The organism is Synechococcus sp. WH 8101, assembly GCF_004209775.1.
GTDB lineage: Bacteria > Cyanobacteriota > Cyanobacteriia > PCC-6307 > Cyanobiaceae > Synechococcus_C.
The window spans coordinates 467,332-487,385 of sequence record NZ_CP035914.1; the positions used below are offsets into that span (position 1 = coordinate 467,332).

General features: G+C 63.7%; 34 protein-coding genes and 1 tRNA gene. 3 read left to right on the plus strand and 32 right to left on the minus strand.

Translation table 11 applies throughout. The features are described from left to right. Window positions 1-105: 105 nt before the first annotated feature. Window positions 106-597: a photosystem I reaction center subunit XI gene (locus SynWH8101_RS02130; protein ID WP_130128385.1), complete on the minus strand. Its 492-nt coding sequence runs from the start codon at window positions 595-597 to the stop codon at window positions 106-108. Window positions 598-639: 42 nt separating this feature from the next. Next, window positions 640-756 carry a photosystem I reaction center subunit VIII gene (locus SynWH8101_RS02135; protein ID WP_007100652.1) on the minus strand — a complete coding sequence of 39 codons (117 nt, stop codon included), beginning with the start codon at window positions 754-756 and terminating at the stop codon, window positions 640-642. A 100-nt stretch (window positions 757-856) separates the two neighbouring features. On the opposite strand from SynWH8101_RS02135, the gene SynWH8101_RS02140 reads away from it, so the two are divergent. Next, window positions 857-1,336: a HEAT repeat domain-containing protein gene (locus tag SynWH8101_RS02140; RefSeq protein ID WP_130128386.1), complete on the plus strand. Its 480-nt coding sequence runs from the start codon at window positions 857-859 to the stop codon at window positions 1,334-1,336. On the opposite strand, the gene SynWH8101_RS02145 is transcribed toward SynWH8101_RS02140, so the two are convergent. Together SynWH8101_RS02145 and SynWH8101_RS02150 are read right to left on the minus strand one after the other, a co-directional pair. Then, window positions 1,294-2,298 carry a glycosyltransferase family 2 protein gene (locus SynWH8101_RS02145; protein ID WP_130128387.1) on the minus strand — a complete coding sequence of 335 codons (1,005 nt, stop codon included), beginning with the start codon at window positions 2,296-2,298 and terminating at the stop codon, window positions 1,294-1,296. The genes SynWH8101_RS02140 and SynWH8101_RS02145 overlap by 43 nt on opposite strands. Window positions 2,299-2,351: 53 nt before the next feature. Continuing rightward, a complete protein-coding gene (locus tag SynWH8101_RS02150) occupies window positions 2,352-3,092 on the minus strand; it encodes a C40 family peptidase (protein ID WP_130128388.1) in 741 nt (246 codons plus the stop codon). A gap of 18 nt (window positions 3,093-3,110) precedes the next feature. Between SynWH8101_RS02150 and SynWH8101_RS02155 the strand changes: the two genes are divergently transcribed. Further along, window positions 3,111-4,007, plus strand: a complete 897-nt coding sequence (locus SynWH8101_RS02155) for a serine hydrolase (protein WP_130128389.1) — start codon at window positions 3,111-3,113, stop codon at window positions 4,005-4,007. Window positions 4,008-4,012: 5 nt separating this feature from the next. Here the strand turns inward: SynWH8101_RS02155 and SynWH8101_RS02160 are convergent. Next, window positions 4,013-4,101 (minus strand) — tRNA-Ser (locus tag SynWH8101_RS02160). Between the two features lie 47 nt (window positions 4,102-4,148). Continuing rightward, window positions 4,149-5,300: an alanine racemase gene (alr, locus tag SynWH8101_RS02165; protein ID WP_130128390.1), complete on the minus strand. Its 1,152-nt coding sequence runs from the start codon at window positions 5,298-5,300 to the stop codon at window positions 4,149-4,151. A gap of 71 nt (window positions 5,301-5,371) precedes the next feature. Here alr and SynWH8101_RS02170 point away from each other — a divergent pair, with 71 nt between their 5' ends. Continuing rightward, window positions 5,372-5,872 carry an HNH endonuclease gene (locus SynWH8101_RS02170; RefSeq protein ID WP_130130300.1) on the plus strand — a complete coding sequence of 167 codons (501 nt, stop codon included), beginning with the start codon at window positions 5,372-5,374 and terminating at the stop codon, window positions 5,870-5,872. Between the two features lie 3 nt (window positions 5,873-5,875). Here SynWH8101_RS02170 and prfA read toward each other — a convergent pair whose 3' ends face one another. The 26 genes from prfA to rpsS all read right to left on the minus strand — a co-directional run bounded on the left by prfA (window position 5,876) and on the right by rpsS (window position 20,023). Continuing rightward, window positions 5,876-6,973 (minus strand): peptide chain release factor 1, encoded by a 1,098-nt coding sequence (gene prfA, locus SynWH8101_RS02175; RefSeq protein WP_130128391.1) that lies wholly within the window; start codon window positions 6,971-6,973, stop codon window positions 5,876-5,878. A gap of 111 nt (window positions 6,974-7,084) precedes the next feature. After that, window positions 7,085-7,336 (minus strand): 50S ribosomal protein L31, encoded by a 252-nt coding sequence (rpmE, locus tag SynWH8101_RS02180; RefSeq protein WP_130128392.1) that lies wholly within the window; start codon window positions 7,334-7,336, stop codon window positions 7,085-7,087. 8 nt (window positions 7,337-7,344) lie between these two features. After that, window positions 7,345-7,749, minus strand: a complete 405-nt coding sequence (gene rpsI / locus SynWH8101_RS02185) for a 30S ribosomal protein S9 (RefSeq protein WP_130128393.1) — start codon at window positions 7,747-7,749, stop codon at window positions 7,345-7,347. Continuing rightward, entirely contained in the window at window positions 7,746-8,198 is a 453-nt protein-coding gene (gene rplM / locus SynWH8101_RS02190) for a 50S ribosomal protein L13 (protein ID WP_130128394.1), read from the minus strand. Before rplM ends, rpsI begins: the two co-directional genes overlap by 4 nt. 157 nt (window positions 8,199-8,355) lie before the next feature. Then, window positions 8,356-9,207, minus strand: coding sequence for a tRNA pseudouridine(38-40) synthase TruA (gene truA, locus SynWH8101_RS02195; protein ID WP_174719534.1), 852 nt, complete (start codon window positions 9,205-9,207; stop codon window positions 8,356-8,358). 47 nt (window positions 9,208-9,254) lie between these two features. Next, window positions 9,255-9,605 (minus strand): 50S ribosomal protein L17, encoded by a 351-nt coding sequence (rplQ, locus tag SynWH8101_RS02200; RefSeq protein ID WP_007100640.1) that lies wholly within the window; start codon window positions 9,603-9,605, stop codon window positions 9,255-9,257. 36 nt (window positions 9,606-9,641) lie between these two features. After that, complete coding sequence (locus SynWH8101_RS02205; protein ID WP_130128396.1) at window positions 9,642-10,580, minus strand: DNA-directed RNA polymerase subunit alpha; 939 nt, start codon at window positions 10,578-10,580, stop codon at window positions 9,642-9,644. Window positions 10,581-10,627: 47 nt separating this feature from the next. After that, the gene (gene rpsK, locus SynWH8101_RS02210) at window positions 10,628-11,020 is read right to left on the minus strand and encodes a 30S ribosomal protein S11 (protein ID WP_007100638.1); all 393 of its coding nucleotides are present in this window, start codon (window positions 11,018-11,020) and stop codon (window positions 10,628-10,630) included. A 77-nt stretch (window positions 11,021-11,097) separates the two neighbouring features. Continuing rightward, the gene (rpsM, locus tag SynWH8101_RS02215) at window positions 11,098-11,463 is read right to left on the minus strand and encodes a 30S ribosomal protein S13 (protein WP_007100637.1); all 366 of its coding nucleotides are present in this window, start codon (window positions 11,461-11,463) and stop codon (window positions 11,098-11,100) included. A gap of 111 nt (window positions 11,464-11,574) precedes the next feature. Next, a complete protein-coding gene (rpmJ, locus tag SynWH8101_RS02220) occupies window positions 11,575-11,688 on the minus strand; it encodes a 50S ribosomal protein L36 (protein ID WP_007100636.1) in 114 nt (37 codons plus the stop codon). 51 nt (window positions 11,689-11,739) lie between these two features. Further along, window positions 11,740-12,297 carry an adenylate kinase gene (locus tag SynWH8101_RS02225; protein WP_130128397.1) on the minus strand — a complete coding sequence of 186 codons (558 nt, stop codon included), beginning with the start codon at window positions 12,295-12,297 and terminating at the stop codon, window positions 11,740-11,742. 55 nt (window positions 12,298-12,352) lie between these two features. Continuing rightward, window positions 12,353-13,672, minus strand: a complete 1,320-nt coding sequence (gene secY, locus SynWH8101_RS02230; RefSeq protein ID WP_130128398.1) for a preprotein translocase subunit SecY — start codon at window positions 13,670-13,672, stop codon at window positions 12,353-12,355. A gap of 105 nt (window positions 13,673-13,777) precedes the next feature. Next, window positions 13,778-14,230, minus strand: coding sequence for a 50S ribosomal protein L15 (gene rplO / locus SynWH8101_RS02235; protein WP_007100633.1), 453 nt, complete (start codon window positions 14,228-14,230; stop codon window positions 13,778-13,780). 6 nt (window positions 14,231-14,236) lie between these two features. Then, window positions 14,237-14,881 carry a 30S ribosomal protein S5 gene (gene rpsE / locus SynWH8101_RS02240; RefSeq protein WP_007100632.1) on the minus strand — a complete coding sequence of 215 codons (645 nt, stop codon included), beginning with the start codon at window positions 14,879-14,881 and terminating at the stop codon, window positions 14,237-14,239. Window positions 14,882-14,894: 13 nt separating this feature from the next. Further along, window positions 14,895-15,263 carry a 50S ribosomal protein L18 gene (gene rplR / locus SynWH8101_RS02245; protein ID WP_007100631.1) on the minus strand — a complete coding sequence of 123 codons (369 nt, stop codon included), beginning with the start codon at window positions 15,261-15,263 and terminating at the stop codon, window positions 14,895-14,897. Between the two features lie 33 nt (window positions 15,264-15,296). Further along, entirely contained in the window at window positions 15,297-15,836 is a 540-nt protein-coding gene (rplF, locus tag SynWH8101_RS02250; protein ID WP_130128399.1) for a 50S ribosomal protein L6, read from the minus strand. A gap of 15 nt (window positions 15,837-15,851) precedes the next feature. After that, the gene (gene rpsH, locus SynWH8101_RS02255; RefSeq protein ID WP_007100629.1) at window positions 15,852-16,253 is read right to left on the minus strand and encodes a 30S ribosomal protein S8; all 402 of its coding nucleotides are present in this window, start codon (window positions 16,251-16,253) and stop codon (window positions 15,852-15,854) included. An 18-nt stretch (window positions 16,254-16,271) separates the two neighbouring features. Beyond that, window positions 16,272-16,811, minus strand: a complete 540-nt coding sequence (gene rplE, locus SynWH8101_RS02260) for a 50S ribosomal protein L5 (RefSeq protein ID WP_007100628.1) — start codon at window positions 16,809-16,811, stop codon at window positions 16,272-16,274. Window positions 16,812-16,860: 49 nt separating this feature from the next. After that, the gene (gene rplX, locus SynWH8101_RS02265; protein ID WP_130128400.1) at window positions 16,861-17,217 is read right to left on the minus strand and encodes a 50S ribosomal protein L24; all 357 of its coding nucleotides are present in this window, start codon (window positions 17,215-17,217) and stop codon (window positions 16,861-16,863) included. Window position 17,218: 1 nt separating this feature from the next. Next, window positions 17,219-17,584, minus strand: coding sequence for a 50S ribosomal protein L14 (gene rplN / locus SynWH8101_RS02270; protein WP_007100626.1), 366 nt, complete (start codon window positions 17,582-17,584; stop codon window positions 17,219-17,221). Beyond that, a complete protein-coding gene (rpsQ, locus tag SynWH8101_RS02275; protein ID WP_130128401.1) occupies window positions 17,581-17,901 on the minus strand; it encodes a 30S ribosomal protein S17 in 321 nt (106 codons plus the stop codon). The genes rplN and rpsQ overlap by 4 nt, the downstream gene beginning before the upstream one ends. A 20-nt stretch (window positions 17,902-17,921) precedes the next feature. Next, window positions 17,922-18,131 (minus strand): 50S ribosomal protein L29, encoded by a 210-nt coding sequence (rpmC, locus tag SynWH8101_RS02280; protein ID WP_007100624.1) that lies wholly within the window; start codon window positions 18,129-18,131, stop codon window positions 17,922-17,924. Between the two features lie 2 nt (window positions 18,132-18,133). Next, the gene (rplP, locus tag SynWH8101_RS02285; RefSeq protein ID WP_130128402.1) at window positions 18,134-18,610 is read right to left on the minus strand and encodes a 50S ribosomal protein L16; all 477 of its coding nucleotides are present in this window, start codon (window positions 18,608-18,610) and stop codon (window positions 18,134-18,136) included. Window positions 18,611-18,626: 16 nt separating this feature from the next. Beyond that, entirely contained in the window at window positions 18,627-19,358 is a 732-nt protein-coding gene (gene rpsC, locus SynWH8101_RS02290) for a 30S ribosomal protein S3 (RefSeq protein ID WP_130128403.1), read from the minus strand. Window positions 19,359-19,377: 19 nt separating this feature from the next. Beyond that, on the minus strand, window positions 19,378-19,743 hold the full coding sequence (rplV, locus tag SynWH8101_RS02295) for a 50S ribosomal protein L22 (RefSeq protein ID WP_007100620.1): 366 nt from the start codon (window positions 19,741-19,743) through the stop codon (window positions 19,378-19,380). A 4-nt stretch (window positions 19,744-19,747) separates the two neighbouring features. Continuing rightward, a complete protein-coding gene (gene rpsS, locus SynWH8101_RS02300) occupies window positions 19,748-20,023 on the minus strand; it encodes a 30S ribosomal protein S19 (protein WP_006042208.1) in 276 nt (91 codons plus the stop codon). Window positions 20,024-20,054 lie beyond the last annotated feature (31 nt).

A 20,054-nucleotide genomic window follows, 5' to 3' on the forward strand; every position in this document is an offset into this window, starting at 1 on the left:
AGAAGCCGCCAGATCCTGGCAGCACAAAGCCCCGGATGGACGGCGTGCCGATCATCCGGGGCGATGAGGTTGTGACGGGTTCAGTCCCAGGGTTGGCCTGGAGAATCAGCCAACGCTCCAGACACCACCAGCAATGTTCACCAGCGGGGCCACGATGGCGGTGCCGGCCAGGAACCAGGCGAAGGCGGCGCCGCCGCAGCCACCCAGCCAGAATCCGCTGGCGAATTCAGCCCAGCCAGCCTTGGTGAACAGATCGGCGGGAGGATTGTCGATCGTGGCGTCAGCGGGCTGAACGTTCGGGCCATGACCGGCTGTGCCGTAGATCGACAGGCATACGGTCAAGATCGAGACCAGGCCGATGGCAGCGAGCAAGCCAGCGGTGGCGGCGTAGTCGGTGTTGCGCAGGGGGCCGCAGACCGCAAAGGGGCCGTAGAGGAAGAAGCCATGGGCCATGCCCACTTCCAGGCCGCGACGGTTGGGGGACAGGGCCGGCCGATAGGCCGGAAGAGCGTTGAGGAAGGCCTTGGCGAAGTAGCTGCTGTTCACCGGAGTGGCCAGGTTGCCGACGGTGGGATCGGCGACGGGGGTCACGGTCATGGGAGGAATCGGAAGGACGGAGCTGGACGCAGGGAGAGCGACTCAGTCGCTGGCTTCGATCACGTTGAAGAGCAGCGCCATGGCCACGGCCGGGCCCATGATTCCCACCAGGGGCACGAACACGGAGGGCATCCAGGCGGCGACGAAATCTCCAGTCATGGCGATGGCCAAAGCCAAAAAGGTCCGCCGTTACTGTAGGGATCGCTTTTCAGAGCGCTCGCCGTCGCCTTCCACGGCGACATAAAAGTTCAATCCCACGATGTCTCAGTTCTTCGCTGGTGGCGCTGCCCTCGTTCTGGCTCTCGTGCTCTGGGGCCTCGGGCGACGCCCGCGCAAACCGTTATTGCGCAGCACGGACGCCGGCGCTGTGGCCGCTCTCAATCGTGCTCAGGTGGAGTTGGTGCAATCCGAGCGGGCCCTGGCGGAGCCCAGCGCCGAGGATCCGCTCGATGGTTGGACGGCGCCGGTGACCCCGGCTGAGCGCCGCGCCCTTGAAGAGTGTCTGCGCCATGCCATCGCCGGCGATCCCGATCAACGGCTTCTGGCGGTGCGTCTCGCTGGTGTGTGGGGACACCGTTCTGGTTTGCCCGTGCTGAGGCGTGGCTTGCGTGATGCCGATCCCCGCGTTGTGGAAGCGGCTGCAGCGGCGATCGACACACACCGCTGCGCTGGGCCGATTCGCCCGAGCGAGCGATTTCAGCCGGCGCGTCCACCTCGCAACGTGGCCCGGATGCGATAAATCGGGCGGCCCTGGCTTTCGTGGTAAGTGCGGATCAGCAGTTCCGCCAGCAATCCGAAACAGAACAGCTGCACGCCTGCGAGGCCCAGCACCACTGCCAGTGTGAGCAAAGGGCGGTTGCCGATGTCTTCACCCATCAGCTTGATCGCCAGCAGATAGGCACTGGCCACCAAACTGCCGGCGATCGCCACCAGTCCGCCGAACCCGAAGACATACATCGGGCGGGTGAGGAAGCGCTTCATGAACCACACCGTCAGCAGGTCCATCAGCACGCGGAAGGTGCGATCGATGCCGTATTTGCTGCTGCCGTATTGGCGCGCCCGGTGGTTGACCTTCACCTCCGTGATCCGCGCCCCTTCGATGAAGGCCAGGGCGGGGAGGAAGCGATGCAATTCACCGTATAACCGCATGTCGGCCAGCACCTCGCGCCGATAGGCCTTCAGGGAACAGCCGTAGTCGTGGAGGCGTACACCGGTCACGCGCCCGATCAGGCGATTGGCGATGCGGGAGGGCAGCTTGCGTTGAATCGCCGCATCCTGGCGCTGGTGACGCCAGCCACTCACGAGGTCGTAGCCCTCGCGCAGGGTGGCCAGCAGCAGTGGGATGTCGGCGGGGTCGTTCTGGAGATCGCCATCGAGGCTCACGATCACCTCGCCGCGCGCCACATCGAAACCGGCGGCCATGGCGGCGGTTTGACCGTAGTTCTTGCGCAGCAGTACGGCCACCAGTTCGGGAATGTCCTGGCTCAGCCGCTCGAGCACCGCCGCGGTGCCGTCGCGGGAGCCATCGTTCACCAGCACCAGCTCGAAGCGCTCGCCGCTGGGCCGCAACGCCTGGAGTAGTTGCTGCACCAGCTCCGGAACGCTCTCCTCTTCGTTGTAGAGGGGCACCACCACGGAGAGATCGAGAGCGGCGCCGTCCTGATCTGGGGCGATGGCTGAAACGGCGGCGCTGAGGGGCATCCCGATGTGGAGGGGTGAGGGCAACCTAGATCGGGCTGTCGCGGCCGCAGCTGTTACGGCAGGGTGCTGCCGTCATGGCAGCGCTCCACGCGCCCGGCACCGCGCAGTTCCGCTCTGTAATGACAGGCCACCGGATGCTGATCGCTCGGGTGGAGGCTGTCGCAGCCGATGCCGTTGCGGCCGTGCTCCCGGCCGGAGCTGTGCCAGTACTGCCCGCGGCCCCGATGAATCGCCACATGGGTGCAACGTTGCGGGGTGCCGAAAAAGATCAGATCACCCGGGCGCAGCAGGCGGTCGTCACCGGGACGAACCGCGACCGGCGTGCAGAAACGCTCCTGCTGATAGGCGTCGCGTGGCAGCCAGATGCCAGTGCTCGCAAACGCCGTCTGCACCAGGCCAGAACAGTCAAGATCGGGCCCCAGGGTGCCGCCCCAGAGGTAGTGATTCGGCGTCGCGGCGACGGCGGCAATCCACTCCAGCACCGCCGGCAACCGCCGGCGGATGGTGTCGGCATCCAGCAGTCGGGGCTGCCAGGCCCCAGCCGACACCGCCTGTCCAGCCAGGTCGGCGAGACTCAGCCAGCAGGGGTAGCCGTCTTCGAGCAGGGTCACCCGCACGCGTCCCCGCTGGATCGCCGCGCCGCTCCCTTGCACCCGAAACCGACGGCCAGCCGCTGCCTGGGTGGCGAGGCCATCACCGCCGTCGCGGGCGTAGCCGTTCACAGGCCGCCGCAGTTGCCAGACACTGCCCGGCAGCAGCAGTTCCGGGGCAAGCGGCGTGCCTAAGGTCGGCATGATTCAACAGCCAGTGTGATGGCGTTCTACCGTCCCGACCCGGCGATGCAGGAGCAGCTGGTTGCGCTGCTGCGCCGGCTGGAGGCGGAGGACCGGCCCGGGCTCACCGAGCAGGTGGCGATCACCTGGGTGCGATACGACCAGCGGGAGCCTGCCGCCGGCAGTGGCCGGGGGGCGGGCTGGGCCGACCAACGGCTGCTGTATCCCGCCAGCGTGGTGAAGCTGATCTATGCGGTGGCGGTTGAGCACTGGTTGCAGCGTGATCTGTTGCTGGACCACGAGGAACTGCGCCGCGCCCTGCGCGACATGATTGCCGACTCCTGCAATGACGCCACCGGTCTGATCGTGGACCTGCTGACCGGCACCACCAGCGGTCCGATGCTGCGCGGTGAGGCCTGGACCACCTGGCAGCGCCAGCGGCAGTTGGTGAATGACTGGTTGAAGACCCTGGGATGGCCGGAACTGGAGCGGATCAACTGTTGCCAGAAAACCTGGAATGAAGGGCCCTATGGCCGTGAACGTGACTTTTATGGGGCAGGGAACACCAACCGCAATGCCCTCAGTACCGCTGCTACTGCGCGCATGCTGGAAGCGGTGATGACCGATGCGGTGTTGTCGCCACCGGCCTGCCATCGCCTGCGGGATCTGCTGGATCGTTCGCTCGATTCGGCGCAGCGGGCGGCTGATCCGGAGAATCAGGTGGATGGCTTCCTCGGGGAAGGTCTGCCGGAGGGGAGTCGTCTATGGAGTAAGGCCGGCTGGATGAGCCAGGCGCGCCACGATGCGGCCTGGTGGGTCTCAGCAGAGAGGCCCCCCAGCCTGCTCGTCGTGTTCAGTGAGGGGGCGGATCGGGCACAGGATCCAAATCTGCTGCCGACCCTGGCACGGGAGCTCTCGATCGAACCAGCGATTTAATTCAACGGAGAGGGAGGGATTCGAACCCTCGACAGAAGTTGCCTCCTGTAACTCCTTAGCAGGGAGCCGCTTTCAACCACTCAGCCACCTCTCCAGCGGCGCCACCACCATATCAAGGAGTGGGCGCTGGCGGAATTCGGTTCAGATCACCAGCCGTGGTAGCCGGTGTTTGAAGCCGCAGAGCACCTCCCAGGGGATCGAATCGCACTGATCACTCCAGTCGCGGGGATGGATCGCCCGATCGCCATCCCGCCCCAGCAAGGTGACCACGGCGCCGGCCTCCAGGGTGGGGTGATCGGTGACATCCAGGATGAGCTGATCCATGGTGATCGCACCCACCTGGGGCAGGCGGTGGCCATGGTGAAGCGCGCAGATGCGGCCCGACAGGGCGCGGCTGACGCCATCGGCGTACCCGATCGCCACCACCGCCAACCGGCTGGGTCTTGAGGTGATGAAGCGATGGCCATAGCTGACACCCACTCCGGCGCCCACCTGCCGGATCAGGCTCACGCGCGCTTTCACGGTCATTGCCGGCTCCAGCTCCACGGCGTGATCGAGGTGCGGACTGGGGCTGTGGCCATACAGCGCCAGCCCCACCCTCACCAGATCGTGATGAAGCTCAGGATCGCGCAGGGTGCCGGCTGAATTGGCGAGATGGTGAACAGCGTTTCCTTTGGGCAGCAGACGCAGGGCTTCGCAGAAGCGTTGGTGCTGCTGGTGCGTCACCCGTTCGCCCTCGCCGTTTGGGTCGCCATCGGCGAGAGCGAGGTGGCTGTAGATCCCCTCGAGTCGAATCCGGTCGAGCTGCTGAATTGCTTCGACTAGCCGTGGCGCTTCCTGCCAGTCGCAGCCGAGACGGGTCATGCCCGTATCGAGTTTCAATTGCACGCCGAAGCGTCGCCCGCTGTCGCTGGCCAGGTTCTGACAGAGCAGGGCTTCGCGCATGCCACTCAGGGTGGGCATCAGCTGCCAGTGCAGGCAGCGGCGCAGATCGTCCGCCTGGGTGAGGTTGCCCAGCACCAGCACAGGCTCGCGTAGCCCGGCCTGACGCAGCTCGATGCCCTCTTGCAGGGTGGCCACGCCCAGCTGGGTGGCGCCGCCAGCGAGGGCGGCCCGTGCCACGGTGACCGCACCGTGGCCATAGCCGTCGGCCTTCACCACGGCCATCAAGGCACAGCCGGGCCGCAGCAGGTTGCGGATCGATCGAGCGTTGTGGGTGATGGCTGCCGGTGCCACCTCCAGCCAGGCCCGCTGGCGGGGGTCTGGCAGCTCAGCCCCCCGTTGTGGTGCCATCGGTTCGGTCGTGAAGGACACCTTGACGGGCGTGGAATGCCGATAGCATGCCGCTTAAACAGGCGGCTGGCATGGGCCAGGTACTCGTTCTCAATGCGTCCTACGAGCCGCTGAACATCACCACCTGGCGTCGCGCCATGGTGATGATGCTCAAGGGCAAGGCCGAGGGCCTGGAGCACGACCCCAACCACTGTGTGCGAGCCGATCTGCTGGTACCCACAGTGATCCGCTTGCGCCAGTTTGTGCGGGTGCCGTTCCGCCAGCTACCGCTCACCCGCCGCAACCTGTTTCAGCGCGACAATCACTGCTGCCAATACTGCGGCAGCCGCAGTGATCAGCTGTCGATCGACCATGTCATCCCCCGCAGTCGCGGCGGATCCGACACCTGGGAGAACGTGACGACGGCCTGTCTGCGTTGCAACGTTCGCAAAGGCAACCGCACCCCCCAGGAGGCGAACATGCCCCTGCGGCGAGTGCCGCGGCGTCCACTCAGCAGTCTCAGTTTCGAGGCCACCCGTCAGATCCATTCCGGCCGCCGGAGCGAGTGGGCCAAGTATGTGATCGGAGCCTGACGCTCAGGCGTCCGCCTCGTTGCTGAGTGCTTCCAGTTTGGCTCGTTGCTCTTCGGCGATGCAGGCGCCGATCACCTCGTCCAACTGCCCATCCAGCACGGGGTCAAGCCCGAAATTGCGACCGAGGCGGTGATCGGTGACGCGGTTGTCTTTGGCGTTGTAGGTGCGGATCTTCTCGCTGCGGTCGCCGGTTCCCACCTGGGCACGGCGGGCCGAGCTCTCGCGGGCATTGGCTTCGGCCAGCTGACGCTCGTAGAGCTTGGCGCGCAGAATCTCTAGCGCCCGCTCCCGGTTCTGCAGCTGGGAGCGCTCCTGGGTGCAGAACACCCGGATGCCGGTGGGTTTGTGGAGCAGGTCCACGGCCGTTTCCACCTTGTTGACGTTCTGGCCGCCGGCACCACCGGAGCGCGCCGTGCTGATTTCCAGCTCCGTGGGGTCGATCTGCACCTCCACCGGATCCGCTTCCGGCATTACCGCCACCGTCGCCGTGGACGTGTGCACCCGTCCCTGGGATTCGGTGGCCGGCACGCGCTGCACCCGATGCACGCCGGCCTCGAATTTCAGTTTGCTGAAGACGGCCTCACCCTTCACCGAGAGGATCAGTTCCCGATACCCCCCGAGATCAGCGGCATTGGCACTCACCGGTTGCACCGTCCAGTGTTGGCGTGTGCCGTAGCGCTCATACATGCGAGCCAGATCGCCGGCCCAGAGGCAGGCCTCATCGCCGCCGGCACCGGCTCGGATCTCGAGCATCACACTGCGCTCATCGCGGGGATCCGTGGGGAGCAGCGCCAGGGTGAGTTGCTCGAGCAGTGCGCTGCGACGCGTCTCGAGCTGGTCCAGTTCCTGCTGTGCCAGCTCCTGCATGGCGGGATCCTCCCGGCTCTCACGCAGCAGCGCTTTCGCCTGGTCTCGTTCTGATTCCACCTGTTGCAGGCTGGCGAAATCCTGAACCAGCGGTTCGAGCCGGGAGCGTTCCCGGGCGATGGTTTCCAGCCGCTTCGGATCAGCGGCCACATCGGGATCGGCCAGTTGCCGCTCGAGGTTGCGGAAGCTGGTGCTGGCCGCCTCAAGGCGGCTGATCAGGGTTGAGGTGTCCATCCCTTCCGATGGGTGGGTGGTGAAAGAAAACCCCCAACCTCAGACAGCAGTCCGGGGCCGGGGGGAAGAGTCGCGCTCAGGAGCGACGTTGGTTTGCGATGTGCTGAACGCTCAGGATTCAGCTGCAGCTTTCTTTTCGTCAGCGGCTTTGCCAGCACCACCCATGCCGTACTTGCGCATGAAGCGATCGACACGACCTTCCGTGTCGAGGATCTTCTGCGTACCAGTGAAGAACGGGTGATTGCCGCTCCACACATCGACATGAATTTCGGGCTGGGTGGAACCAGTGGTCATCACCACTTCGCCATTGCAGATCACCTTGGCGTCGGGATACCAGGTGGGATGGATGTCGGGCTTGGGCATGACAGAAATCAGCGCTTGGAGAACTGAGGAGCTTTGCGGGCTTTCTTGAGGCCGTATTTACGCCGTTCCTTGGCGCGGGGATCGCGGCTGAGATGGCCTTCCACCTTGAGGGGCTTGCGATTGTCGGCGGAGAGCTCGCAGAGGGCCCGAGCCGCACCCTGCTTGATCGCATCAGCCTGGCCGGTCAAGCCGCCGCCACGTACGTTCACCAGCACGTCGTACTCAGTGGCGAGACCCAGGGTCTGCAGGGGAGCCTTGACGGCAGCCAGGTATGCCGGGTTGTAGTTGAGGTAGTTGTCGCCAGGACGACCGTTAATGGTGATTGTGCCGTTGCCGGGCACCAGACGGACACGGGCCACAGAGGTTTTGCGGCGACCGGTGCCCCAGTAAACGACGGAGTTGGACATGCTCATTGGGCAGTGGCGGCGGGATCGAGCGCGAGGGGCTTGGGCTGCTGGGCGGCGTGCGGATGTTCGGCACCGCGGTACACCTTCAACTTGCGGAACAGCTGACGACCCAAGGCATTGTGAGGAAGCATGCCCTTGATCGCTTTCTCCACGATGCGCTCGGGGAGACGTGCCTGCAGGTGGGCGAAGGTTTCCACCTTCATGCCACCGGGACGACCGGAATGGCGGCGATAGAGCTTGTCTTGCGCTTTATTGCCACTGACCCGAATCTTGTCAGCGTTCACCACGATCACGAAATCGCCGGTGTCCAGATGGGGGGTGTAACTCGCTTTGTTCTTGCCCCGCAGCACGGAGGCAACCTCAGTGGCCAGTCGACCGAGAGTCTGATTCTCAGCATCCACCAGATACCACTGGCGGTCGATCGAATCGATGGAGGGAACGGATGTCTTGTTCATCGCGCCGGCATGCCGGTTCGGGTATGCCCCACCTGAGCGGGCGGAGCTGGTCAGATGGAATCGATCCACGTTGGTGTGAACCGATTCGAGCTCAAACAACGAGCTTACCTTGTGGTGGGTGTCCTCTTGAAGAGAGCCGAGCCTGCAAGGGGCGGAGTTAATCGATTCCTGGCAGCGGTTGTGGATCCGGAGGTGGATCTTGGCTTGCCAGAAAAAACCGCGGCTGACAATCGTACCATCCGCCTTGTGTGAATAGAGGGTCCGGATAGCCAGCGCGCAGTAGGCAGAGGCCTTGCGGCGGGGCTGCCTCCTTCACCTCCTGGCGCCGCCGCTGCCGCCAGCGTTGTTCGAAGACCTGCGGGTGGAGCCGATGCTCACCCACCGCCACCAGTTGGCCCGTCAGCAGACGCACCATGCCGTAGAGAAAGCCACTGGCCTGGATCTCCAGGATCACGACATCGCCCTGACGCTCGAGGCTCACGTCCTGAACAGTGGTGCGGGCATGGGCCCGGCGGCTGCCGGCTCGCATGAAGGCGCTGAAGTCGTGGCTGCCGATCAAGCCGTTCAGGCTTCGGCGCATGGCGTCCTCGTCGAGACGGCAGTGGTACCGGTGCCAGCTCCAGGGGGCGAGAAAGAGGTTGGGCCGACGTCCGTTGTAGATCGTGTAGCGGTAACGCCGATAGCTGGCGGAATGGCAGGCATGCCAGTGGAGCGGGCGTTCCACCGCTTCACGCACGCGGATCGTGCCGGGCAGGCGGCCATTGAGGGCTGGGGCCCAGCGTTGGGCCGGAATCGGTCCACAACAGTCGAAATGCACCACCTGCCCTGCGGCATGAACACCGGCATCGGTGCGACCAGCGGCGACAGCCTGCACCGGTCGGTGTGGATCGAGCGCGGCGATCGCCTTCTCCAGCTCACCCTGAACGCTGGAGCCCTGGTGCTGGCGTTGCCAGCCGCAAAACGACGAACCCTCGTACTGCATGCTGATGGCAATCCGTCGAATGCGGATGCCCTCAGCAGCAGACGAGGGTGGAGATGCAGTGGACTCCGTAATCTTCAGACCAATTCGATGATGGCCATCTCTGCGTTGTCACCGCGGCGGCGCACGGTGCGGGTGATGCGTGTGTAACCGCCCTGGCGATCGCCATAGCGATCCTGCGCTTTGGAGAAGAGGGCATGCACGAGCTGCTTGTCGTACATGTAGCCGATGGCCCGGCGGCGGGAGGCGAGGCTTCCTTCTTTGGCCAGGGTGATCATCCGTTCGGCTTCGTCACGCAGGGCCTTGGCACGGGCCTTGGTGGTGGTGACGCGGCCTTCGCGGATCAGCTGGGTGGTGAGGCCACGGAGCATGGCCTTGCGTTGGTCAGCCGGACGACCCAGCTGGGGAACTCGACATTGGTGACGCATGGTTCAGGCGCTGGGAGGGGAGAAAACAGGATGGGGTCAGGCGCTGGTGCGGCTCTGAGGGATGGAGATGCCGATGCGCTCCAGCGCTTCGATCACCTCATCGGCCGACTTGGAGCCGAAGTTCTTGATCTCCAGAAGGTCTTCATAACTGAAGCCCATCAAATCGTAGACGGAATTCACCTGAGCACGCTTCAGGCAGTTGTAAGCCCGAACGGAGAGGTTGAGTTCTTCAAGAGGAATCTGCGCCTCAGCCGAAGGTTCCGGCTCCAGGCCCGGCTCCTCCACCATGGTGACGGTGGCCAGGGGTTGGAACAGCTCAATCAAGAGATTGGCCGCCTGGGCGATCGCATCGTCGGGAGTGATCGACCCATCGGTGACCACTTCCATGCGGAGACGTTCCCGAGCGGAGCCTCCCTCGGCGACAGCCGTTTCGTCAATTGAGAAGTTGACCCGCTGCACCGGCATGAACACGGCGTCGATCTGAAGCAGATCGATCGCGCTGGTGTCTTCGTTGTGACGATCCACCGGGCGGTAACCGATGCCGCGCTCGACATGCACCTCTAGTTCGAGGCTGTGCCCATCGCTGACCGTGGCAATCGGCCGGTCTGGGTCTACCACCTGCACCTGGGAGGAAAACTGCAGATCGCGAGCTTTCACTTCAGCAGGGCCGGCCACCACCAGGCGGCCGATCTCCAGCTCGCTGGTGCGGCTGTTGACACTCAACTGCTTGCAATTGAGCAGAATGTCGAGGACGTCTTCACGCACACCGGGCACGGTGGCGTACTCGTGGTTGACCCCAGCAATGCGCACCGCGGTCACCGCACTGCCCTCCAGGCCACCCATCAACACACGACGCAGGGCGTTGCCCAGGGTGGTGGCCTGACCGCGTTCCAGCGGACCGATCAGGAACACACCCGTCTGAGCGCGATCATCTGAGATCTGATGCTCGATACGGTCAATCTGGTATTGCAGCACGGTCTGTAGCGGTGAAGAGCGAGAAAAGCCTGGTGGTGAAACGTCGATCAGACGCGGCGACGCTTGGGACGACGGCAGCCGTTGTGGGGCAAGGGAGTGACATCACGGATCAGCGTGATTTCCAGACCTGCCACCTGCAGGGCCCGGATGGCGGTTTCCCGACCTGAGCCAGGGCCACGCACCAGCACTTCGATCTGTCGCATGCCCTGCTCGAGAGCACGACGGGCCGCGGCTTCAGCAGCGGTCTGGGCTGCAAAAGGGGTGCCTTTACGGGCGCCTTTGAAGCCGCTGGCTCCGGCGGAGGACCAGGAGATCACCTCACCGGTGGTGTCGGTGATCGACACGATCGTGTTGTTGAAGGTGCTCTGGATGTGGGCAACACCGTTGGGGACGTTGCGCTTGGCCTTCTTGGGGCCTGATTTTTTGGCGGGTTTGGCCATGGGCTTGGGCCTGGAGACAGGTGGGAGGGGATGACAGACAGCAGAACCGAGTCGCAGGAAGACTCAGCCTTCGCGAATTACTTCTTCTTACCGGCGACGGTTTTGCGGGCACCACGGCGTGTGCGGGCGTTGGTGCGAGTGCGTTGACCGCGAACCGGAAGGCTCATGCGGTGACGACGACCGCGCAGACAGCCGATGTCCTGAAGGCGCTTCAGCGCCATGCCCTCCTGTCGTCTCAGGTCACCCTCGATGGTGTAGGCCTCGGTGGCACCGCGCAGTTTCTGCACATCTCCATCGTCGAGATCCTTGACGCGGATGTCGGGATTGACACCGGTCTTGGAGAGGATGGTGCGGGCCCGGGTGGGTCCGATTCCGTAGATGTAGGTGAGGGCGACTTCGATCCGCTTGTCGCGGGGAATGTCGACACCAGCAATCCTTGCCACTGAGCGATCAAACGAGGGGGACAGAAAGGTCCGCCCTGGGGGCGGATCCGTTGGGGCTGGGGTGGGATCTGCTGCTAATAAATAATTAGCCGGCAGACCCGCAGCTGGGCTTCAGCCCTGACGCTGCTTGTGCTTGGGGTTGGTGCAGATCACCATGACCCGGCCGTGGCGGCGAATCACACGGCACTTCTCACACATTTTCTTGACCGAGGCGCGCACCTTCATGGGGTGTGGCTCTCCAAAATTCCAAACAGCTAACCTATCACAACGACCCCATCAACCCCCTTGAAGGGTGGCTTCAATCCGCTCGGTAATCGCCTCGATGCTGCCCTGCGCTTCCACCGAGCAGAGCAGACCCTGCTGACGGTAGAAGTCGATCAGGGGTGCTGTTTTCTCCCGGTACACCTCCAGCCGATGGCGGATCACGGCTTCGGTGTCATCGGCCCGGCCGCGCGCCAGCATGCGCTCGATCAGCACCGCATCATCGAGCTCGAGGAGCACCACCGCTTCGAGGGGTTGTTGGAGCTCCGCCAGCAGCGGGGTGAGGGCTTCCGCCTGGGCCACTGTGCGAGGAAATCCGTCGAGCAGCCACCCACCTGTGCTGAGGCGGCCCAGCTGGCCTTTCACGATCGCCAAAACCAGGGCATCACTCACCAGTTCGCCACGGTTCATCACCGCTTCAGCTTCCTGCCCCAGGGCGGTTCCGGCGGCGACTTCCGACCGCAGCAGGTCGCCGGTGGAGAGATGCTGCATGCCATGGGCGGCACACAGTCGGGCCGCCTGGGTGCCCTTGCCGGCGCCGGGAGGGCCGAGGAAGAGGAGCCGTTGCTTCATGGTCGAGAACGAAAATTCTGTAAATGGATGCGGCTGCCTGGTGGCCAGGCGAGGGTTACTGGCGCACGAGGCCTTCGTAACGCTGTGAGATCACATAGGTCTGCACCTGCTTGGCGGTGTCGATCGCCACGCCCACCAAGATCAGCAAGGAGGTGGCCCCCAGGCCCTGGAAGGTGGTGACGCCCGTGGCCCTTTCGACGGCCGACGGGATGATGGCCACCGCCCCAAGAAAGAGGCCACCCAGCAGGGTGAGTCGGTTTTGCACGCCAGAGAGGTAAGCCGCCGTTGCGCTGCCGGGGCGCACGCCAGGAATGGCGACGCCTCCTTTCTTGAGGTTGCTGGCGATGTCGGTGGGATTGACGGTGAGTGAGGCGTAGAAATAGGCGAAGCCGAGGATCAGGGCGAAAAAGAGCAGGGCATAGGGCCAGGGATTGGCCGCGCTCGGATTGAGGGCACTGGCGGCTCGGATCAGGAGCGGGTTTTTGGTGACGTTGGCGATCGTGAGTGGCAGGAAGATCAGCGCGGAGGCAAAGATGATCGGCATCACGCCACCGGCATTGAGCTTCAGGGGCAGATAGCTCTGCCGACTGGGCAACAGGGCTGTACCACCCACCTGGCGTTTGGCGCTCACAATCGGCAGGCGTCGGGCTCCTTCTTGCACAAAGATGATCCCCACGATCGTGACCAGGAACACGAGCACCAGCACGATGATGCCCACCACATCGTTGCGGTCACCGGTCTGCGCTTTCTCGATCGTGGCCCCGAGGGCCTGGGGCAGGGTGGCCACAATGTTGAGGAAGATCACCAGGGAGGCGCCCTGACCGATGCCCCGTTCGGTGATCACTTCACTGAGCCACATCACCACCATCGACCCGGTCACGAGCGCCAGGGCTGTCTGCACCACGAACACGGTGTCGCTGAGACCCTCCACCGCGTATTGCCGCAGGATCATCGCGAACACGATGCTCTGGATCAGGCCCCAGCCCAGGGCCACATACCGGGTGATCTGAGCGATCTTGCGTCGGCCCGCCTCCCCTTCATTCTTCTGGAGATCCTCGAGCTGGGGCAGGGCTGCGGTGAGCAGCTGCAGGATGATCGAGGCATTGATGAAGGGCAGGATGCCCAGGGCGAAGACCCCCAGGGTCGAGATGCCGCCTCCCGTGAAGATGTCGAGGAAGCCGATCAGCTGCCCTCCCTGCTGCAGAAACTGCTGGAAGGCGACCCGGTCGATGCCCGGCATGGGGATGTAGATCCCGAGGCGCACCAGCATGAGCAGGCCAAGCGTGGTGAGTACCCGGCTGCGCAATTCCTTGTTCTGCACCAGCTGGGTGATCACCTCTCCGGCGCTGGGATTGCGTCCCCGACTGATGAACATGGATGAATGGTTGTGGAGTGGGCTGGATGCCAAAAAGCCGTCCGCAGACCGTAGTTCCGCGGACGGCTCAGACCTTAGATCTGCACTGGCGACTGCGGTGCGGCCTCAGTCGAGCAGTTCGCAGCTGCCACCGGCGGCTTCGATCTTGGCGCGGGCGGAGGCGGTGAAGGCTGCAGCCTGCACGGTGAGTTTGGCCTTGAGTTCACCGTTGCCGAGGATCTTGAGGGGATGCTTCGGGCTGGTGACGATGCCGTCTTTGACGAGGGAGTCGAGGTTGACGGTGCTGCCGGCTTTGAGCTCGTTGAGTGCGGAGACGTTCACCACCGTGAAGAACTTGGGGTTCACCAAGGGGAAGTGCTTCAGCTTCGGTACCCGGCGGTAGAGGGGCATCTGGCCACCCTCAAAACCGGGGCGGGTGGGACGACCGGAGCGGGATTTCTGGCCACGCATGCCGAAGCCGCAGCTGGCGCCCTGGCCAGCGGCAATGCCACGGCCTTTGCGCAATTTGCGGCGTCGCGCGCCTTTGTTGGCCTGGAGAGAGTCGAGTCGGAGGGTCATCGGGAATCAGGAATAGATCTGCTCGAGGGAGATCCCCCGTTCCTTGGCGGTCTCCTTATGGGTGCGGAGCGCTTCGAGGGCCACCATGGCAGCCCGGGCGTTGTTGAGGGGGGTTTTGCTGCCGAGCCGTTTGGCCAGCACGTTCTTGATGCCAGCCAGTTCCAGCACCGTGCGGATCGAGCCGCCCGCAATCACACCGGTACCGGGAGCGGCGGGACGGATCAGCACACTGGCGGCACCGTCGCGACCATTGGACAGGGTTGGGATGGAGTTGTGACGGGTGAGAGGCACCTTGACCAGATGCTTCTTGCCGTCGGCCACGCCCTTGCGCACGGCACCGATCACATCACCGGCCTTGCCGACACCGACGCCCACCTGACCGCGCTCGTTGCCGACCACGACGATGGCGCGGAAACTCATTTTCTTGCCGCCTTTCACGGTCTTGGAGACGCGGCGGATCTGCACAACGCGTTCTTGCCATTCGGAGTCACGCTCCTGGTTCCGGCGATCGCCGCGACGGCCGCCACCGCGTCGGTCGCGGTCGCCCCGGCCACCACCACGGCGCTGCTCCTGCTGGCCTTCTGCAGCTGCAGGAACATCGGACGCCGCCGGGATGTCGTTGGGGTTGGTCTGGGGGGTTGATTCGGTCATGGTGAGAGCAGGGTCAGAAGTGCAGGCCCGCTTCCCGGGCGGCGTCGGCCAGGGCTTTCACCCGACCGTGATACAGGTTGCCGCCGCGATCGAAGACCACCTGTTGGATTCCTTTGGCAAGGGCGCGCTTGGCCACCAGCTCACCGACGGCAATGGAAGCATCGCAGCTGCTGCCATCGGCCTTCAGGCTGGTGCGCAGATCCTTGTCGAGCGTTGAGGCGGAGCAGAGGGTGCTCTGGGCCTCGTCGTCGATGACCTGGGCGTAGATGTGATTGTTGGAGCGGAACACCGCCAGCCGGGGACGATCGGCGGAGCCGCTGAGGTGACGACGCAGGCGCCGGTGGCGCTTTTGCGTCTGCTGTTTGCGAGAGGAGGTTGACATGGTGAGGGTTGCGGAAGGTGATCTGGCAGGGGCTTATTTCTTGCCCGACTTGCCGGCCTTGCGCAGGATGCGCTCGCCCGCATATTTGATGCCCTTGCCCTTGTAGGGCTCAGGTGGACGGATGGCGCGAATCTTGGCGGCCTCATTGCCCACCAGCTCCTTGTCGGTGCCGGACACGGTGACGTTGGTGTTGTTCTCCACCGCAAACGTGATGCCTTCGGGCGGAACCATTTCAATGGGATGGCTGTAGCCGGCGCTGACCACGAGGGTTTTGCCTTTCACCTGGGCGCGGTTACCGACGCCGACGATTTCCAGCTTTTTTGTGAAGCCGGTGCTGACGCCCTCGACCATGTTGGCCACCAGGGTGCGACAGAGGCCATGACGTTCCCGTGACTTGCGCTTCTCGCTGCTGGGAGCCACGACCAGAGTGTTCTCCACCTGGCTGATGGTGACACCATCGGGCAGGGTGCGCTGGAGTTCGCCCTTCGGACCCTTCACGGTGACGGCGAGCCCATCGAGGCTGACGCTCACCTTGTCGGGGATGGGGATGGGAGATTTACCGATACGAGACATAGTTCTGGCTCCGGATCAATAGACGTAGCAGAGCACTTCACCGCCCACACCCTGTTTACGGGCATCGCGGTCGCTCATCACACCTTTAGAGGTGGAGATGATCGCCACCCCAAGGCCACCGAGCACCTTGGGCAGGCCTCGGGTGTTCTTGTAGATGCGCAGACCAGGTTTGCTGACCCGCTGCATGGAGCGAATCGTGGGCTGGCGGTGCTTGCCGCTGTACTTCAGTTCAAGGACGAGATGGGTTTGAACACCCTCGCCTTCCTCACTGATTTCAGCAATGAAGCCTTCCTGTTGCAGCACCTTGGCGATGCTGCGGGACATCCGGGAGGCCGGAACTTTGGTGGATTGGTGACGCTTCTCACTCGCATTGCGAATGCGAGTGAGCATGTCGGAAATAGGGTCGTGGTTGGCCATGGTGGGTCCGAGGGGGGCTCAGTTGCTGCGGAATGGCATTCCCATCTCGCGGAGGAGGGCCCGGCCCTCTTCATCCGTGCGGGCAGTGGTCACGATGGTGATGTCCATGCCCCTGATGGCGTCGATCTTGTCGAAGGAGATCTCCGGGAAAATGATCTGTTCCCTCACCCCCAGGGTGTAATTGCCACGTCCGTCGAAACTCTTGGGGCTGACGCCGCGGAAGTCGCGGATCCGGGGCAGCGCCAGGTTGATCAGACGCTCCAGGAAGGCATACATCCGTTCACCGCGCAGGGTCACAGCACAGCCGATTGGCATGCCCTGGCGGATCTTGAAACCGGCGATCGCTTTCTTGGCACGGGTAACGACCACTTTCTGGCCGGTGATCTGTGCCAATTCGCTCACCGAGGCTTCGAGAGCCTTGGCGTTCTGGGCGGCTTCGCCGAGTCCCCGGTTGACGGTGACTTTCACCACCTTGGGAACTTCATGGATGTTGGAGAGACTCAGATCTTTCAGCAATTTGGGCTGAATGGTCTCCCGGTAGCGCTGTTTGAGTGACATGGCTGGGGATAAGGGACTTCTGGGCTTGGTCAGAAGACGGGACGGGTGATCAATCGATCACTTCGCCGGTTTTCTTGAGACGACGTTTTTTGGTGCCGTCTTTCTCGGTCACCATCTCGACACGGCTGGCGACCTTCTGGCTGGTGGAATACAGCATCACGTTGGAGGCGTGCAGAGACGCTTCTTCCGTGACGATCCGGCCAGTCTCACCCTCTTGGGTGGGTTTGACGTGACGGGTGCGCAGGTTGATGCCCTGAACCACGACGCGGTTCTCGTAGGGCAGGGTGCGGAGCACCTCACCTGTTTTGCCCTTGTCCTTGCCGGAGATCACCTGAACGGTGTCGCCTTTGCGCAGCCGCATCTTGATGCGCTGGCTGGTGCTGGATTTGGGAGTTGCTGTTGCCATGTCAGATCACCTCCGGGGCGAGGGAGACGATTTTGGTGAAGTTGCGCTCGCGCAGCTCACGCGCCACAGGACCGAAAACGCGGGTTCCGCGAGGATTGTTGTCGGCATTGATGATCACCGCTGCGTTGTCATCGAAACGGATCGAGTTGCCCGTATCGCGACGCAGGGTGGCCTTGGTGCGCACCACCACAGCCTTGACCACATCCGACTTTTTCACGCCCATGTTGGGCATGGCGTCTTTGACGGCGGCCACAATCACATCGCCCACGTGGGCGTAGCGACGGTTGCTGCCCAGAACGCGGATGCACTGGATGCGCTTGGCGCCACTGTTGTCAGCGACGGTGAGGAATGTTTCCTGCTGAATCACTTCGACACCTCCTCTTGGGCGGCTTCGGCCTTGGCGGCACTGGCTTCGGCCTTGGCGGCTTCTGTTTCTGCCTTGGCACTGTGGCTGAGCACTTCTGCAATGGCCCAGCGCTTGTGGCGACTGAGCGGGCGGGTCTCGGTGATCCGAACCCGGTCGCCGACGCGGCAGCTGTTGTCTTCGTCGTGAGCCTTGTAACGGGTGGTGCGGCTCACCGTCTTCTTGTAGATGGGGTGGGGGAAGCGGTTCTCCACCGCCACCACCACCGTTTTGTCCATCTTGTCGCTGACGACGGTGCCGACCCTTTCCTTGGTTGCCATGTCTGGTTCTCCTTAGGGGATCAGGAAGCGGCGGAGCGCTGGCGCTCCGCTTGCACCGTCAACAGTTGGGCCAGCTTGATGCGGCTTTCCTTGAAACGGTGCGTGTTGGTTAGCTGGCGCGTGGCTTGCTGAAAGCGCAGGTCGAACAGCTCGCGGCGCAGGCCGTTGATCTGTTCGGTGATGTCTGCGTCGGTGAGCTGGCGCAGCTCGGATGCATTAGGGCGTGCCATCGTCAGGCCTCCACGGTTGCGGTGGATGCAGCCTTGGCATCACTGCCTGAGGCGGCGCTCTCCTGGTCGTCCAGGGAGATGAACTTGGTTTTCACGGGCAGCTTGTATTGCGCCAGGCGCATGGCTTCCCGGGCGATGGATTCGGTGATTTCTGCACCACCCATTTCGAACAACACCCGCCCCGGCTTGATCACAGCCACCCAGAATTCCGGGTTGCCCTTACCGGAACCCATGCGGGTTTCGGCGGGGCGCATGGTGATCGGCTTGTCGGGGAAGATTCGGATCCAGATCTTGCCGCCACGCTTGACGTGGCGTGTCATGGCGCGACGACTGGCCTCGATCTGGCGCGAGGTGATCCAGCCACACTCCTGGGCCTGCAGAGCGAACTGACCGAAGGCAATCGTGTTGCCTCGGGTCGCGACGCCGCGCATGCGGCCGCGCTGCTGCTTGCGGAATTTGACGCGTTTTGGACTCAGCATGGTTCAGGCCTCCTGTTCAACCCTCGTTGGAGCGGTCTTCGAACTGTTGGGGCCTGCGACCGGCCCGCCGCCGTGGGGTTGCGCCCACCGGCAGTTGCTGACGGGCTTCATCCCCCAGCACTTCTCCTTTGAAGACCCACACCTTGATGCCCAACACCCCATAGGTGGTGCTGGCCACTTTGGTGGCGTAGTCGATGTCGGCACGCAGGGTGTGCAGCGGCACGCGCCCTTCACGCGTCCACTCGGTCCGGGCGATCTCGGCGCCATTCAGGCGACCGCTCACCTGAATTTTCAGGCCGAGCACGCCAGCCCGTTGCGCCCGCTGCACCGCCATGCGGATGGTGCGGCGGAAGGCCACGCGCTTCTCCAGTTGCTGGGCGATGTATTCGGCCAAGAGGAAGGCGTCGGCGTCAACGCGCTCCACTTCCACCACGTTGATCCGCACCTGACGGCTCAGATCACCCACGGTTTTCTGGATGCCGCTGCGCAGCTCCTCGATGCCGCTGCCCTGGCGGCCCACCAGCACGCCTGGGCGTGCGGTTTTCAGTTCCACTTCGAGCTGGTCGGCTTTGCGGGCGATCAGCACATCGCTGATGCCGGCGGCGCCGTACTTCTTGTGGATGAACTTGCGAATCCGATCATCCTCTTGAAGAAGGGTCGGATAGTTGCGGCTGGAGGCGTACCAGCGGGACCGGTGCTCCTGGGTGATCCCCAGGCGTAAGCCGGTTGGATGGATTTTGTGTCCCATCAGTCGGTGTGCTCGGGGGTCAGGAGTCGGTCGGAGCTGCCACAGCGATGCTGATGTGGCAGGTCTGCTTCTTGATCGCGTAGGCGCGACCCTGGGCGCGGGGCCGATACCGCTTCATGGACGGGCCCATGTCGGCGCTCGCCTGGGCGATCACCAGCGTGGAGGGGTCCAGGCCCAGGTTGTGCTCGGCGTTGGCGACCGCCGACCGCAGCACCTTGGTGATCGGGCCGGTGGAGCGGTAGGGCATGAACTCGAGCATGATCAGCGCGTCGCGATAGCTGCGACCGCGGATCTGATCGAGGACACGGCGCACCTTGGACACTGAACCGCGGATGAAGCGGCCATGGGCCCGGGCGGTGGGAGCCGTTGGGGATGACGTTGTCATGGTCTCAGCGGCCTCCTTTCTTGTCTTTGATGTGGCCCTTGAAGGTGCGGGTGGGGGCAAATTCCCCCAGCTTGTGACCCACCATCTGCTCGGTCACGAAAACCGGCACGTGGGTTTTGCCGTTGTGAACGGCAATGGTGTGGCCGATCATCATCGGCAGGATCGTGGAGGCCCGAGACCACGTTTTGATCACCGACTTGTCGTCGGCGGCATTTTGCTTTTCAACCTTGCGAAGCAGGCTGTCGGCGATGAAAGGGCCTTTTTTAAGTGAACGTCCCATGGCGGGTTAGGCGAACGGCAAAACGGTGATG